Below are 14,861 nucleotides of genomic sequence, written 5' to 3'. Positions count from 1 at the left end.
GCTACAGTTTAAAATAAGTCATGACAAGTATCCAAATCACTAGCATACTTCCGTATGAATATAAAACCACAAGAGCAGACTTTTTAATGTTAGTAAATTGGAGTATATACATACCATAAATGAGTACAATAATGTAGCCACATTCAAATATGTTTAGTGTTTGAAATAGAAAGGCTAAGTTTGATGTGCTTTCAATATCAAAAAGTTTGTATAACGAGAAAAGGTAGAAGTTCTCATAGTCGATCAATCTATATTCAGTATAAATGAATGTTAGATAAATAAACTTAGTAAGATATTCTATAAAAAAAACAAACTCACCTAAGATTGCCAGTGAAATCAATTCTTTTAGTGATGCTATTTGCGTTTTATTGGTGTTTCCTTCTAAGAATATTCCACCGCTTAAAATTATAGCAATTATTAAAAACTTAAATATATAGAAGAGTAGCTTTAATAAATAATTATAGATAACAAAGCTGTACATTGTCGGCTCATAGTCTCCACCCAAAGTAAAAGATCTTACTGGTAGGTATAAGTAGAAGAAATCATAATATCTAGTTATAAATAATAAAAGCAGAAACAAGGGCAGCGTAATTTTCCAGTTTGGCATCATTAATTCTTTTTTCTCTTAAACTGATCCTCTAAGCTTTTCTCTTTTTCTAATTCATTGGGTACTCTTTTTAAAGGATTATTTTTTACGGTATTAAAGTTATTCCAGAAGCTCTCATTGTAAGGCGTGTCTTTAGTATAAAGATCTTCATTCTGGCTCTCAACTTCTTTCCATTTTATTTTGGAAAAATCATCTTCATAAATATTTATGAGTAATAGAACCGAGTTAGTAAACTGTTTTACTTCTTTATCCTCTAAGGTTGCTGTTGAGCTGGCTCCATAAGCTGATTGTATGCTTTGAATAAAAGTTGGAAAATATCTATTTGTTATTTTCCTGTACGTAACTTCGGCTTTATCAAAATATTTGCCTTCAATTAAATTCACTCCGCTTCCTTCCCAATTCTTACCTGGAACACCTGTTTTTTCTATTTTTACAAATGCAAAATCTGTTTTGTTTATATAAAAACGTATTTTCTCTACTCTAAAAACCTGAGGTATGCTTAGTGATAGTATGTAGACAATTTCATTACCCCAAAAACCTTGTCCTATGTAATGCATATCATATTTTTTAAGGTTTTCATATGAAAGCATGTATTGCTCTACATTTGTATCAAAGGCCCTAACATAATTTTTTCTTAATGTCATGTATAACTCATTTTTCTCACCGAGTAATAGTTTATATATTTTCCCCATTAAATCATATTCCATAAAATCATCGCTTTTCCGCAGTTCAACTACTTTGATGCGGTTTTTAGTCTCTTCAAGCGCTTTTCCTTTAAAGAATTCTTTAGTGTAACCGCTCTCTTGCACTAATACTGCTGCTTCAATAAGTCTTCCAACAATTGTATCCTTCATGGAAATTTCTCTATAAAATCCCTCCATAAGATGTGGCTTGCGTGGATAGTTGAATTTTATACGATCTATTGCGGTATCAAAAATATATGAAGCAGAATCAAATTTATTGCCAGTTATAATAATTTCATTAAGCTGATAAATAGACTCATCCAGAAAAATAGTAATGATCGTATCTGTGTTAACAAGTATTGTATTCAGTTTATAACCTATAGCAGAAAAACTCAATTCAACTGGTGAGATATCTGAAGGAATTTTCAATTCGAATTCCCCAGCTGAATTTGTAACTGTACCAATCACTTTATTCGGTATAAATATATGAGCAGTGCTTATACCTGTGCTATCAGATGAAGACTTTACTATACCTAAAATTGTATAGCTTGTTTTTGATGTGTAGGCTTGTGCGAAAACCGTAGATGATAATAAGGAAAGCAGGATAAAAATACTAACCTGCCTTCCTAGTAATTTAAAATTGCATGATAACATTATTCAGCGCCTGCAATTTGTTCGCAAGGGAGCGAATATCCATAGTCACCGCAGTTAGAGTTCCATGCATTTGCCATTGCATCGGTTACAGGATTGTTGCAAATGATCATACCAAGTGTTGCACAATACTCGGGGCGTTCTACACCACCCTCAAGTTTTGCCATCTGAGAAAAAATTAATGTTTTCATAAGTAAATTGGTTTTGGTTAGTTGTTTATTTTCCAGTTTCTCTGAAAACCTTAATCAACATTATTACATTTTGTGAGAATTAAAAAATGTTATGTAAAAAAATATAATCTTAGACAGGAAATATTTTGTAAGCGAAATGATTTTAGTTTTCATTAGTTCGATTAATGTTTTTAAAAGCTCAAATTATTTTAATGATTAATATTATTTGAAAATATTTTAATGAATACTCTTTTTATTAAACTGCTAATTCGTTTGGATGTTATTAAGTTTGAAGTAACAAATGTTTAACTATTAAGGCTATCACTCGCAGTGCTCTTCAGCGGAGCAAATAACGGTCAGATAAATTTTAGGGAAATAGTTAGATTAGCAATTTGTTAGTTAAGGGATTTGATATCTCTGTCCAATATTTAAGAAGTAAAATAGTACTTGTGATTGGTTAATTGAACACAGTAACGAAGTAGCCTTTAGATTTGCTAGTTCTTTTTTTTAAAGAATGTATTTGATGGCTTGGTTATAGGGAATGAATGCCAATTTCCGCGGTTATTGTATCGATCCATAGAACGGCTTCTGAATTATCAAGACAAGCGACTTTGTTTCCATAAGCATCCCAAACAGCACTGCCACCTGCTCCAACAAAATTATCTGCAGGTCCGATCATGTTGACGAGTAGCGTCCACCAATTATGTTCTCTACTTATGTTAGCATAATGCGCTTGCGCTTTATCTAGGCTTGTTGCTGATTTTGCAACACTGGCTAAGTAAATGCTAGGTTGCATTTTTTGAGCTTTAAGTGCATGAACAGCAAGTGTAGATTCATAACAAATCGCTGGCGCTATACACTCATTGTCTAACAACCAAACTACTTCTTCTTTGCCTTGTGTAAAGTAAGGTTCCTCATCAGCAGGCAGATAGCGTTTGCAATAGATAGAAGGTGATTTATCTGGTTGTATTAATGTAAGCCCGATTCCGATACCATCTTTTGATTGAATGGGTCTGCCTACCGCCATACTAAACTGTTGATTGTTACAGAATGTTTGAAATGAATTGATTAATTCATCACATGGTGTAGTTGATTCTTTTGTAAGAGTTGTTTCGTAGTTCGTCAAAGACAGTTCAGGAAAGACTACAAGGGTAGCGCGATTCTCTAGAGCCTTTTCTGCTGCTTTAATATGACGATCGAAATTGTACTGGAGATTTCCGCTTAACGATTGAATTTGAGCTAAGCCTATTCTCATAAAGCGAGTTGTCTTAAAGTTTATCCCTTAGAGCACTCATCACTTTATTAGCAAAAACAAAATCATCCAGTTCTCTTACACCTGAATGTGTAACATCATCTTTACTGCCTTCCCATAATTTATGTCCTTTGTACAGATACATAATATTATCGCCCATACCCATTACTGAGTTCATATCGTGGGTAACCACTATTGTCGTTGTATTTAATTCATAAGTGATATCCTGAATAAGTTCGTCAATCAGGATAGAGGTTTGTGGATCAAGACCAGAGTTAGGTTCATCGCAAAATAGGTAGGCAGGGTTGTTTACAATTGCACGCGCAATACCCACGCGCTTTTTCATACCACCGCTGATTTCCGAAGGCATTTTTTTACCAACATTTTCTAACCCCACGCGCTTCAGACAAAAATTAACCCTATCAATTTTTTCATCAGGTTTCATTTTTGTTAAAATGTCTAGTGGGAACATCACATTTTTCTCAACTGTTTTTGAGTCGAAAAGTGCACCACCTTGAAAAAGCATACCAATTTCTCTTCTGATCTCGGCTTTCATATCATGGTCGGCATCTGAGAAATTACGCATATCGTAAAATACTTTACCTCCATCAACTGCGATTAAACCAACGATGCATTTTAACAATACACTTTTGCCTGTACCGCTGGAACCAATGATGAGGTTACACTTTCCTTTTTGAAATTCACCACTAATGGATTCCAAGACCACTTTATCATCAAATGATTTAGAAATATCTTTAATCTTAATCATGCCAGTAATAATTGAGCGAGTAAATAATCGGCAATGAGCACAGCGATAACACTATTGGTTACAGCGCCTGTGGTAGCAATACCTACCTCTAATGCACCGCCTTGTGTATAAAACCCTTTGAAAGATGATATAGAAGAAATAAGAAAGGCAAAAGCAACGGACTTGATAAGTGCAAAAGTGATTGTAAACTCATTAAACACGAATCGAATACCAAAAATGTATTCTGGTGGGGTGATAATCCCTGTAGCAGCGCCAATCAGGTAGCCTCCAAATAATGAGCAAAAACCTGCAATAACCACCAGCAGTGGATACATGAGTACAGAGGCAATGATTTTCGGAAGAACAAGGTAGGAGATAGAATTTATCCCCATCACTTCAACCGCATCAATCTGCTCTGTAATGCGCATGGTACCTAAGCCACCTGCCATACTTGAGCCAACTTTTCCGGCATATATAATCGCCATAATAGTTGGTGCCAATTCCAATACAGTCATTTCCCTAACTACCTGAGCAATAACATAACGTGGAATAAGCGGACTTACCAGGTTATAAGCAGTTTGTACAGTTGACACCGCCCCAATAAAGGTAGAGACCAGTACCACTAGAAAAAGTGAACCTACACCGATGGAAAGACACTCCTCTAACACAAGGTGATAATAGGTTTTAAACGACTCTCTGTTAATAAAAAGAGACCGCAAGAAGATAAAATAACGGCCTACCTCATAAAAAAACTTCATAACAAAGGGGGTATAACTATCTTGCTAAGGTAGAAAAATTATCTTACTCAGCATTTTATGAATAAACTCATTGTTGTAAGCGGGGCCACTAAAGGTATAGGCCGGGCAATTGTAGAAGAATTTCTTAAGCATGGTTTTGATGCAGTTATTTGTGCGCGTAAACAGGCTGACCTCACTACAATGAAAGAGGAGGTGGAAAATAAATTTATTGGAGCCAAACTGTATATTTTTCAGGCAGATATGGCTGTTAAACAACAGGTAAACGATTTCGCAGCCTTTATAAAATCCCTAAACAGACCTATTGAAGTGTTGGTGAATAACGCAGGCTTTTTTGCGCCTGGTGACATTGCAACCGAACCTGACGGAACACTGGAGAGTATGATTGATGCAAATTTGTACAGTGCTTATTATTTAACCAGAGGGCTCATTCAACCCATGCTTGAAGCTAAAGCCGGGCATATTTTTAACATTTGCTCCATAGCCAGCATTAAGGCTTATGCAAATGGTGGTAGTTATGCGATCACAAAATTTGCCATGCTAGGTTTATCTAAATGTTTACGTGAAGAATTAAAACCTTTTGATATTCGTGTAACTGCTGTATTACCAGGGGCCACCAAAACGGCCAGTTGGGATGGTGTGGATTTACCTGAGGACAGGTTTATGAGTGCAGAAGATGTTGCAGCTACTGTATACGCCTGCAATGCCATTTCAAAAAGAAGTGTGGTGGAGGAAATCTTAATTCGGCCACAGTTAGGAGACATCTAATACTAGTAAAAAGTATGAAGTGTTTGCGCTTCCAAATTAAATGGAGATGCGGATAACTCAACAATTTTATCAGCCAATGTTTCAGGGGTAACCCATTTACTAACATCAGCATTAGGCATTGACTGACGATTATCTGGTGTATCGATAGTTCCTGGAACAATAACATGAATAGTTACTTTGCTTTCCTTACGGTTAGCATTCAGGATTTGAGCCAGATTGATTAGCATAGCTTTAGAAAGCGTATAAGCTACTGCAAAGCCGCCCGTTTCCAATTGATGCGCAGTTTTAGAGCCGATTACTATAATGTTACCACCACCGCTGGTTTGCATGTGCTGATAAACAGGTCGAATAAGTGTATAGGCAGTTTTAAAATTTAAGGAAAGCATTTTTTCAATGGCTGTATAATTTGAATCAGACAAATCACCCATCTCAAAACCACCAGCAACAAGTGCTGCAGCCTGAATTTTTTTATGCTTTTGCACACAATTCATTACAAACTTTTGCGCAGCGTCTTCATCCGTAAGATCAAGTTGGTTGTAGTGAAGCTTTTCACTGGAAGATTGCTCTGTCCGTACAATGGCCTCAACAAAAAAATGTCTTTGTAGCGTTTTCACAAGGGCTAAGCCTAGATTACCAGCTGCTCCGCTAACAACACAAACAGGTTTCATCATTTCGGCTTTTTGCGTTTAGGCCCGTACGAAACAAAATGTTTTATCTTTTTTGGTTTAGGCTTTTTTTCTATGAAAAGATATCGCGCATACCCAAGTGTTAATGAGAAGAATAAGTCCCTTCTATCACCTCCGATTTCATATATCCTTTGGTTATTATTTGCTCTATCCAGGTAATCAGCAGATCGGGGATCAAAAGCACCCATGTTAGCACGAAAGTCAAAAGAAAGCCGTGCATGATCTGTGATATCCCAGTCAGATCTGATACCCAAAGATCCTATTACTTGTACCATTTTAAAGTCCGATTTTTTTAACGTTTCAAGATTACTTACTTGCGGGCTTACCACACCATCATATTCTACTTGATAAGCGTCAGGTAAGATTGAGTAAACTGCCGCAGGGAACTTTAGCTTGCTTGCACTATGAGTGATGGTTTCATTAGCATTTAATAATTGCGCATAACTGATGCCTGCCACAAAGCTTACCTTAAAAAACGATAAATCGATAATATGCTTCTTATAGGAAAACGGAAGTTGGAAGTATGTAATATTTACACTTCGCTCGCCCACTTGCCCACGTTGTGTGTTGAGTACATTAAATGTCTGGCCGATTTGCGTTACCTGTGGATCAACCATGAAGCCAAAGCCCATGTAATCTACGCCTAGGTGTATGCCTCCAGGGACAAAATTAGCTCCATATTTGGCTTGGTATCGTGGGTCAATACTGATACCATCATCAAAAGTGAATGTGGAGGTGATTCCACCGAAAGCCCCCACAGAATAGGTTATCTCTTTTTGGGCATAACTAGCCGTTGATGCGAACATCAGAAAGAGAATTAATAAATGCGGGCGATCCAACAGAGGGTTCACTGGCAAAGAGGGTAGCGGTTTTTTATACCCTGCAAAATAGCAATTAATTACAGTTGGTTAAGGTAGAATACGACTGATTTCGATTATTAACGGATTTTAGCGATTAGTAGAGCAATGGCCTTTATATAAGCCCTTTTTAGGGCCTCACTTTCGTTCCTCTCCAATAGAGGAAATAAATAAGGATGCTTAACTAAACAACATTGGATTAGTAGAGTATAACTCCTAATGTTAATTGAATTAATCCGGTGTCCGTGTAAGCTGTTCGGTATGTAAGCACATCATCAATAACACTAACCGAACCCCTTTCTATATGTCGGGAACGATCACCAGATAAGTAACTTAGTCTCATAAAAAATGAGGCATGGGCTTGCGGAAATTCAGCATCACTGCTGTCTTGTTTTCTGGTATGCAAACCTACTCCAAAACCATAGCCCAGACTCCCATCATTTTCGCTATCAATTAAAATCTCCTCTTCATTATTGTCAAAAATAGTCTGGTCAATTTTAATTCTACTATTCATCACATGGGCTCCTGCCATACCTTCGGCAAAAATGGCCAACTTACCCCTTACTGGAAAATAAATGCGAGCCACGGGACCTACAAAAAATTTGTTATAAGATGTTTTATAACGAATATCAGTGACAGGATCAGTTGTTTTATCCCTGCCAAAAGTGTGGATCGAAAAATCAATGCCGAATAGCAGAGGAGATTCTCGTTTTTTTCCGAAAGGATTTAATCCCAGACCTGAAGAGAAACCAAACGTAACTTCTCCGAAATCACTTTTAAGATTTTGTTTAAGCTGTCCGCCCGGTATACCAGTTTCCAGCCCCAGGTAGAAGTAACCTGAAATGTTATTGATCGGTTCTTCAAGCTTATAATTATCAGGGTCTACCTGTTGCGCAAATAAACTCATATTCATTATGAGTAAAGCCGCACAGATAGTTATAATATTTTTCATCACGCAAGGTTGTGATATACATTTTGTACATCATCGTCATCTTCTAAAGCATCAATAAGTATTAATACTTCATCCTGCTCCGCCTCACTTAGTTCTTTAGTGGTAGTGGGCAGGTAATGTAGTTCAGCGCTGATCGCTTCTATTTTTTTATCTTCCAGGAATTTAACCATTAAACCAAAGTCAGTAAACTTGGTATGTATTACGGTTTCCTCTTCATTTTGTTCAATATCTTCAGCACCCGCATCGATTAAATCCAGTTCTAATTCTTCAAGGTTTAAAACATTGGGCGCGAACTTGAAGACGCCCTTACGTTCGAACATAAAAGCAACTGAACCTGAATTGCCCATACTGCCATTCTTTTTAGAAAAAACAAGGCGCACATTTGCAACAGTACGGGTAGGGTTATCGGTAGCACATTCTACCAGAATAGGTACACCATGTGGTCCGTATCCTTCATAGATCACTTCCTGATAGTCCTTATCTTCTTTTGATGTGGCACGTTTAATGGCAGCATCCACCTTGTCCTTAGGCATATTTAAGCCCTTTGCATTTTGTATAATCGTGCGAAGCTTTGAATTGGTATCAGGATTACCGCCTCCGGCTTTTACAGCAATGTTTATTTCCTTACCTATTTTGGTAAAGGCTTTAGACATTTTAGCGTTTCGAGCAAAAATCTTGTGCTTACGTTTTTCAAATACACGTCCCATAAGAATCGATTAAGATTGACAAAAATAGAAGGCTTTGACCATACCTCAAAGACCCAATTTCATGACAATTTAGTTTTATTATATTATTTCCGTAATTAACAATGGGCACTTTGCAAGAGAAAAATGAGGAATCGCAATTAAAGCAGACCAGTATTTTCATCGGCTTATTGCTCGCTGCCACGTTTGCCTACTGTAAATTTGTAATCATGCCATATTTCCTCAATGTAGCCACTCGATTTATTTTATTAGTTGGGGTCATTTCAAAGGTTTTTGTATAAAGGATTACTTTAGGTAATTCGTGGCTTTGCAAATGATTACGTAATTGCTGAAGCAGAGCGATCTCATCAACTTTATTGGCACTTTCAATAATCAAACTCACCGCTGTACCAAGTTTTGCATCTTGTGTGCCGCAAACAAAAAAGCGGTTGTTTATGGATAGAGAAGAGAAAGTATGCTCTACTATCTTCTCTAATTTTTCAGGGTAAAGTTTAATGCCTCCTGAGTTAATCACATTGTCTGCTCTTCCTAGCCAACGGAATGTATTGTTACCAATCATTTCGACAACATCATTAGCTACAACAGCTTCAGGAAGATAATCTGCTTGAATAACGAGGCAATTTCTTGCGTCCAGTTTTAGCGTTACACCTGGCAAAGCTTTAAATGCATGAGTCGCATCAACACCTGAAATTTTTTGTAATGCAATATGGGAGAGGGTTTCCGTCATACCATAGGTTTGATAGATGTCACTTTCTGCTTTGCTTAATATTTCAGTAAGCTTCAAAGACACAGGAGCACCTCCTATAATTATTTTTTTGATTCTTTTAAACGAGCTTAAATCCATTTCGGTAAACATGGTTTCGGCCTGATAGGGAACCAATGCAGCGAAATCAAATTCAGCGTCAGGCGGTAGTAAATTTAATGGATTGGCGGTAGGTTCTATTGCTGTAATGTTGAGATTGCCAACCAGACAACGCACTAGCATCATGATACCGGCAATGTATTGGGTTGATAAACAGATTAAAACTTGATCATGTTCTTTTAATTCTAATGCTTTAATAGTTGCCGAAGCTGAGGCAATAAGTTGTTCGCGTGTAACTTCTATTTTTTTAGGAGTTCCGGTTGAACCACTGGTTTGTAGAATAAAAGTTTGTTGATTATTTAGCCAGCGATGTATAAAATCAAGGCTCGCTTTTTCAAAATCACTCTCTGATGTAACGCTTCCTTGTTGGATAGATGAAAGGGCAACAGATTTATTGTTTAACGAAAGATGCGTATGTGTATAGTGCATCTACTCAGATAAGTGTCAAATTTTTTAAATCACTTTTAAAGCGGTCTATAATGAGTTTTTCTTTTTCACTATAACCACTGCATGATTCTGCAACTTTTTGCATAACGCGAATAGCCGTTGCTTTTAATTCTGGGGTGAGATGATCTCTGTATTTTTTTAAATCGTGTAATGCTTCATTATAAGCAATATCGATACTGGGCTGTGTTACTTCATCCAATAACTCAAAACGACTTTGAGCCACCCATGAATTGAAATCGAGTTCTTCTTCTACAATTTTATTGAAGGTCATGCGCTCTTCAGCGCTTAAGCCTTTATCAGCTTTAGCAATCACGTAAGCCATTTCAGCGATGGCGCGGTAAATTTCTCTTTGTTCAATTTGCATGGTATATTTTATTCGCCTTATACGAACGAGCCCTAATTTCAGTTTTTTAAACTATAAAGTAAAGCTCCTAAAAAAGAAAAACCGCCATATTCAGAAGTCTACACTGCAACTTTTCTGAATATGGCGGTTAATGGGGATTAAATCCCTTATGGGAACTTAGGATACTTTGACCAATCTGGGTCGCGTTTTTCCAGGAAGGCATTTTTACCTTCCTTCGCTTCCTCAGATAAATAGTAAAGTAGTGTCGCATTTCCGGCAAGTTCCTGTATACCGGCCTGACCGTCTAATTCTGCATTGAACGAAGACTTAAGCATGCGCAAGGCAATCGGGCTTTTGGCTATCATTTTCTTCGCCCAGGCCACATAAGTTTCCTCAAGCATTTCTAATGGAACTACCTTATTAACAAGTCCCATGTCTAACGCTTCCTGTGCATCATATTGATCGCATAGATACCAGATTTCTCTGGCTTTCTTTTGGCCGACCACACGCGCGAGGTAAGAAGCACCAAAACCACCATCGAAACTGCCTACTTTTGGACCCGTTTGTCCAAATCTTGCATTTTCTGCAGCGATAGAAAGATCGCAAACTACATGCAACACGTGACCGCCACCAATAGCCCAACCGGCAACTGCAGCTACTACAGGTTTCGGAATTGATCGGATCATTTTTTGAAGATCAAGAACATTAAGACGAGGTGTTGCATCTTGCCCCACATAACCACCATGACCACGCACACTTTGATCGCCACCACTGCAAAAAGCTTTTCCGCCTTCTCCAGTTAAAATAATCACTCGAATATCCATGTCTTCACGACAGATATTCATGGCGTCAATCATTTCTTGTACAGTGAGTGGAGTAAAAGCATTGTGTACTTGTGGTCTGTTAATGCTGATGCGGGCAATGCCATCATACTTATGGAAAAGAATTTCTTTGTATTCTTTGATGGGTTGCCAGGGATATTTAAGATTCATAGCGTTCTTTTAGTTTTTTCTTAAAGCTTTCAAATATAGTTTTGTTCAGATTAGTGTCCGTTTCTATTTCAAGAATTTTTGGTGTTCCATCATTCTCAAAAAAGTTTTTTATCTGATTGTTTACTTTCTTTCTTGAATCAATGACCAAATGATCAATTCCATACTCAGCGCACAAATATTTAGCACTCAGTTTTTGCTTAGCTACAAAGTATTCATCAACTTCTTTTAAGTCAGCAGGGCCATCAATCAATTTAAAAATAACGCCACCATGGTTGTTAAGCAGCACAATGCGAAGATTGGGTAATGCGTAGCTATGCCAAAAAGCATTTCTATCGTAGAAGAAAGCGATGTCACCAGTAATTAACACCTGTAATTTTTCAGGATTAGCCAAGCAATGACCAACCACCGTACTAGTGCAACCATCAATACCACTGGTGCCTCGGTTAGCAAATATTTCAGTGCTACTATGTTTTTCTGTTAAACCAACATAATTGGCATAGCGTACACTCATGCTGTTGGCAAGGTGGAGGTTTGTGTCGTTTGGTAGTTGTTTGATGATTTCATTTACCATTTCAAATTCACCCAGCATTTCGGCAGGGAAAAATCCTGAAATCAGTGCTTGTGCTTTTTGCTCTTCCAACTGCCAGACTTGCTGATAGTTTTCTTTTTTTTGTTTGTCGAAGCTTTCTTTTTTATCGAGTGTACTCAGGAAATTAAAGAAACTTTCTGGTGAAACAGAGGCAGTGTGTGTTAACGATTGATAAGTATCTGCTTGTTGTTCTTCAGTACCGATATGCCAATGCACAATGGCTTTATGTTTTCTTAAAAACAGTTTTACCTGTTTGGCAATAATACCAGCGCCAAAAGTAATCAGCAATTCAGGGTGAAGCGACTCTTTTAAACTATCGGGTGCCTGACCTAAAAAGGCATCGGCATGTTTGATGGCTTGTATTAATTTATGTTGATTGGAAATGATATCTGCTAATACAGGCAGGTTGTGCTTTTCAATATTGAACTGAAGTAATTGCGTTAAGGCGCGATTTGCAGGCTGCTGTCCTGCCACAATCAGCACTTTATTGTATTGTTTCCAATGCTTTATGAGTAAGGCTTTACTTTCATCACTTAGCAGAAACTCCTTCGGTGTGTTATTGATTATACGAACATCTTTTACAAAATGTACTGGTTGATTATTGACTGGGTATAAAGGCTCACGAAGAGGTACGTTAATGTGTACGGGTCCCGGCTGTTCATTGTTAGCCAGGTTCAAAGCTTCATTCACCGATCTGTTAATCGTCCAGATATTATCCGGGTGCGCATATTCCTGTGGTAATTGAATGAATCGCTTTACATGTTTACCAAAAATATCTTGCTGAAAAATAGTCTGGCCATCTTGTTGTCCAATCCACTCTGTTGGCCTGTCACCAGAAAGTATGAGTAATGGAATTCCTGAAAAGAAAGCTTCCGCGACTGCTGGTGCAAAATTATAAAGAGCAGATCCTGATGTGCAGATGAGCACAACAGTTTGTTTACTTTGCTGCGCCATGCCCAATGCAACAAAGGCTGCGCTTCGTTCATCACTTAACACTTTTATGCTGAAACTTCCTTGTCGGCTAAAAGCAAGTGTAAGTGGCGCGCAACGAGAGCCAGGGCATAGTACCACATGCTTAACTCTTTTTTGAGCACAAATCTCTGCTATGTTATAAATGGGCTGCACAATTAGCGTGTTGATATCGTATAGTTTTCAAAAATTACACTTAAAAGCGTATTCATTTTCATCTCAGTTTCTTCCCACTCTCTTTCAGGAACGGAATCTATAGTTACTCCAGCTCCCGCATATAATTGAGCAGAAGATTTTTTCCATTGCAGACAACGGAGGTTAACAAATAATTCTGTGTTTTGCTGGATGTTTACAGGCCCTAGGTAGCCACTATACAATTCGCGGCTGTAACCTTCATTTTTTAAAAGAAAGTCAAGCGATAAGTCTTTTGGCATACCACAAACGGCTGAAGTAGGGTGGAGGAGGTTAAGCATAACTGTGCCCAATTGTGCAAAATTGGTCTCCTTCATGTCTACTTTAAAATCACTTTTCAAGTGCATTAGATTACCTGCAATAATGGTTTTAGGACCATATTCTTCGTAATCACGAAGCCTTATTTTTTTAAAACAACTGATGATGTAACGTTCTACTAATGCCTGCTCTTCAATTTCTTTTTGTGTCCAAGCCACATTCTTGCTATCTGTTCCGGGTGTCCATGCTTTTGTGCCCGCTAATGCTACCGTTTTAAATATATGTTGATTTTCAAGGGATACCAATAGTTCTGGGGTTGCACCCAACCAGGTTCCATGATTGGGTGTACTAATCAGCGATACCATGGCTGTAGGGTAGCGCTGGCAAAGTGTATCAAAAGCTTCTAACAAGTTTATTGAAGCCTCAATGGTTTTGGTTCGGGAGGGGACAATTTTTTCGGCTGATCCGGCTTTAATGAGTTGAATCGCTTCATTCACCAGATTAATATAATTGCCTTTAATAGAAGTTACTTTTACGGCACTACCTTTTTCGTAAAATGCCGGTGGTGTATCAATCGGCTTCAATTGTTTCAACCAGGCATGGGCATTAGTTTCTGTAGCAGATTCAGGCTCTTCTAAAGTTTGCGCTGAGAAACGAAAATAATAATCGGCAGACAGAAAAGTACGATGCTCTGCCATAAATGGTGCCAGCATAAATCCCTCACTCAAATCTTCTAAAACAGCATCTTCTTTAAGCTGCTTTTCAGTTTTTGAAATAATGAGTTGTTGTATTTCCTGGTTGGGTAAGCGCCATAATGCAACGGCATCGCCATTGGTAAAAGCATGATTGAGCAGTAGTTGCCAACACGCCTTTTTATCGTTTAATTTTTGTGTATTTGCAGATTCTGTGGATTTCATCGACACGATCCCAATTCTATTTTCTTTTCTATTTCTTATCCATTACCGCCATGGTAATACGACTAATGCACACCAACTCAGCTTTTTCGTTATGGATTTTTATTTCCCAAACCTGAGTTCTTCCACCGATGTGTATGGGTTTTGCCACACCAGTAACAAAACCGGTTCTGGCACTTTTAATATGGTTTGCATTAATCTCCAGTCCAACACAATATTGTTTGCTCATATCAACACAGCAGGTTGCTGCCACACTTCCCAGCGTTTCGGCCAATACAACAGATGCACCTCCATGTAACAAGCCAAGGGGCTGATGGGTTCTATGGTCTACAGGCATTTTTGCTTCAATAAAATCAGTACCAATAGCTGTAAACTCAATGCCCAAGTGTTCCACCATTGTATTGGGAGACAGGTTGTTAAGTGCATGTACCGTGATGCCTTCTTTAAAAATGCTCATTTGTG

At 37.9% G+C, this 14,861-nt stretch carries 17 protein-coding genes; 1 reads left to right on the top strand and 16 read right to left on the bottom strand.

Annotated elements, in window-relative coordinates; all coding sequences use genetic code 11:
* Position 1: 1 nt before the first annotated feature.
* The 6 genes from SanaruYs_RS08040 to SanaruYs_RS08015 form a co-directional block, all read right to left on the bottom strand.
* Positions 2-610 (bottom strand): hypothetical protein, encoded by a 609-nt coding sequence (locus SanaruYs_RS08040; protein WP_127122042.1) that lies wholly within the window; start codon positions 608-610, stop codon positions 2-4.
* Positions 610-1,944 carry a carboxypeptidase-like regulatory domain-containing protein gene (locus SanaruYs_RS08035; RefSeq protein WP_127122041.1) on the bottom strand — a complete coding sequence of 445 codons (1,335 nt, stop codon included), beginning with the start codon at positions 1,942-1,944 and terminating at the stop codon, positions 610-612. Before SanaruYs_RS08035 ends, SanaruYs_RS08040 begins: the two co-directional genes overlap by 1 nt.
* Complete coding sequence (locus tag SanaruYs_RS08030) at positions 1,944-2,132, bottom strand: hypothetical protein (protein WP_127122040.1); 189 nt, start codon at positions 2,130-2,132, stop codon at positions 1,944-1,946. Before SanaruYs_RS08030 ends, SanaruYs_RS08035 begins: the two co-directional genes overlap by 1 nt.
* A 511-nt stretch (positions 2,133-2,643) precedes the next feature.
* Complete coding sequence (locus tag SanaruYs_RS08025; RefSeq protein ID WP_127122039.1) at positions 2,644-3,366, bottom strand: carbon-nitrogen hydrolase family protein; 723 nt, start codon at positions 3,364-3,366, stop codon at positions 2,644-2,646.
* 13 nt (positions 3,367-3,379) lie between these two features.
* Positions 3,380-4,132, bottom strand: coding sequence for an ABC transporter ATP-binding protein (locus tag SanaruYs_RS08020; protein WP_127122038.1), 753 nt, complete (start codon positions 4,130-4,132; stop codon positions 3,380-3,382).
* Positions 4,129-4,869, bottom strand: a complete 741-nt coding sequence (locus SanaruYs_RS08015; RefSeq protein ID WP_127122037.1) for an MlaE family ABC transporter permease — start codon at positions 4,867-4,869, stop codon at positions 4,129-4,131. The genes SanaruYs_RS08020 and SanaruYs_RS08015 overlap by 4 nt, the downstream gene beginning before the upstream one ends.
* A gap of 57 nt (positions 4,870-4,926) precedes the next feature.
* Here SanaruYs_RS08015 and SanaruYs_RS08010 point away from each other — a divergent pair, with 57 nt between their 5' ends.
* Entirely contained in the window at positions 4,927-5,634 is a 708-nt protein-coding gene (locus SanaruYs_RS08010) for an SDR family oxidoreductase (RefSeq protein WP_127122036.1), read from the top strand.
* A 2-nt stretch (positions 5,635-5,636) separates the two neighbouring features.
* Here SanaruYs_RS08010 and SanaruYs_RS08005 read toward each other — a convergent pair whose 3' ends face one another.
* The 10 genes from SanaruYs_RS08005 to SanaruYs_RS07960 all read right to left on the bottom strand — a co-directional run bounded on the left by SanaruYs_RS08005 (position 5,637) and on the right by SanaruYs_RS07960 (position 14,856).
* Positions 5,637-6,305: an SDR family NAD(P)-dependent oxidoreductase gene (locus SanaruYs_RS08005; protein ID WP_127122035.1), complete on the bottom strand. Its 669-nt coding sequence runs from the start codon at positions 6,303-6,305 to the stop codon at positions 5,637-5,639.
* Positions 6,302-7,126, bottom strand: a complete 825-nt coding sequence (locus SanaruYs_RS08000; RefSeq protein ID WP_127122034.1) for an outer membrane beta-barrel protein — start codon at positions 7,124-7,126, stop codon at positions 6,302-6,304. The genes SanaruYs_RS08005 and SanaruYs_RS08000 overlap by 4 nt, the downstream gene beginning before the upstream one ends.
* A gap of 250 nt (positions 7,127-7,376) precedes the next feature.
* Positions 7,377-8,129 (bottom strand): outer membrane beta-barrel protein, encoded by a 753-nt coding sequence (locus tag SanaruYs_RS07995; protein ID WP_127122033.1) that lies wholly within the window; start codon positions 8,127-8,129, stop codon positions 7,377-7,379.
* The gene (locus SanaruYs_RS07990) at positions 8,129-8,836 is read right to left on the bottom strand and encodes a YebC/PmpR family DNA-binding transcriptional regulator (RefSeq protein ID WP_127122032.1); all 708 of its coding nucleotides are present in this window, start codon (positions 8,834-8,836) and stop codon (positions 8,129-8,131) included. The genes SanaruYs_RS07995 and SanaruYs_RS07990 overlap by 1 nt, the downstream gene beginning before the upstream one ends.
* Positions 8,837-9,023: 187 nt before the next feature.
* Positions 9,024-10,124: an AMP-binding protein gene (locus SanaruYs_RS07985; protein ID WP_127122031.1), complete on the bottom strand. Its 1,101-nt coding sequence runs from the start codon at positions 10,122-10,124 to the stop codon at positions 9,024-9,026.
* Positions 10,125-10,128: 4 nt separating this feature from the next.
* Positions 10,129-10,506, bottom strand: a complete 378-nt coding sequence (locus SanaruYs_RS07980) for a TerB family tellurite resistance protein (protein ID WP_127122030.1) — start codon at positions 10,504-10,506, stop codon at positions 10,129-10,131.
* 146 nt (positions 10,507-10,652) lie between these two features.
* Positions 10,653-11,477 carry a 1,4-dihydroxy-2-naphthoyl-CoA synthase gene (menB, locus tag SanaruYs_RS07975; protein WP_127122029.1) on the bottom strand — a complete coding sequence of 275 codons (825 nt, stop codon included), beginning with the start codon at positions 11,475-11,477 and terminating at the stop codon, positions 10,653-10,655.
* A complete protein-coding gene (menD, locus tag SanaruYs_RS07970; RefSeq protein WP_160118613.1) occupies positions 11,467-13,191 on the bottom strand; it encodes a 2-succinyl-5-enolpyruvyl-6-hydroxy-3-cyclohexene-1-carboxylic-acid synthase in 1,725 nt (574 codons plus the stop codon). The genes menB and menD overlap by 11 nt, the downstream gene beginning before the upstream one ends.
* Before the next feature lie 2 nt (positions 13,192-13,193).
* Entirely contained in the window at positions 13,194-14,441 is a 1,248-nt protein-coding gene (locus SanaruYs_RS07965; protein WP_502697143.1) for a chorismate-binding protein, read from the bottom strand.
* Positions 14,431-14,856, bottom strand: a complete 426-nt coding sequence (locus SanaruYs_RS07960; protein WP_127122026.1) for a hotdog fold thioesterase — start codon at positions 14,854-14,856, stop codon at positions 14,431-14,433. Before SanaruYs_RS07960 ends, SanaruYs_RS07965 begins: the two co-directional genes overlap by 11 nt.
* Positions 14,857-14,861 lie beyond the last annotated feature (5 nt).

It is taken from the genome of Chryseotalea sanaruensis (assembly GCF_003990915.1).
GTDB lineage: Bacteria > Bacteroidota > Bacteroidia > Cytophagales > Cyclobacteriaceae > Chryseotalea > Chryseotalea sanaruensis.
The sequence above is the reverse complement of the archived record's forward strand: the minus strand, read 5'-3'. Positions and strand labels throughout refer to the sequence as shown.